1 rRNA gene is annotated in these 507 nt (G+C 45.4%); it reads left to right on the top strand.

The window, feature by feature from the left end:
* Positions 1 to 119: 119 nt before the first annotated feature.
* A 23S ribosomal RNA gene (locus CX664_RS25400) occupies positions 120 to 507 on the top strand; the annotation flags it as partial.

Genomic DNA, 507 nt, shown 5'->3' with positions numbered 1-507 from the left:
GGTAATAGCTAATGTGTATGGCGATGAATTTGAATAACTTCAAATTCATTTGATCGTTAAAGGTAGTTGTATTGACTGACCTCTAACGATTTACGAAGGTAAATCGTTTCGGGTTATATGGTCAAGTGACTAAGCGTACACGGTGGATGCCTTGGCAGTCAGAGGCGATGAAGGACGTGGTAATCTGCGATAAGTCTTGGGGAGCTGATAAACAAGCTGTGATCCAGGAATTTCCGAATGGGGAAACCCACCAACATAAGTTGGTATTCCTTAGCTGAATACATAGGCTTTGGAAGGCGAACCCGGGGAACTGAAACATCTAAGTACCCGGAGGAAAAGAAATCAATTGAGATTCCCCCAGTAGCGGCGAGCGAACGGGGAGTAGCCCTTAAGCAATTGATGAGTTAGTGGAACACTCTGGAAAGTGTGGCCATAGTGGGTGATAGCCCCGTACACGAAAGCTCATTTATTGTGAAATCGAGTAGGACGGGACACGTGAAATCCTGT

Origin of the sequence: Endozoicomonas acroporae (genome assembly GCF_002864045.1) — a bacterium.
Taxonomy (GTDB): Bacteria; Pseudomonadota; Gammaproteobacteria; order Pseudomonadales; family Endozoicomonadaceae; genus Endozoicomonas; species Endozoicomonas acroporae.
The sequence above is the reverse complement of the archived record's forward strand: the minus strand, read 5'-3'. Positions and strand labels throughout refer to the sequence as shown.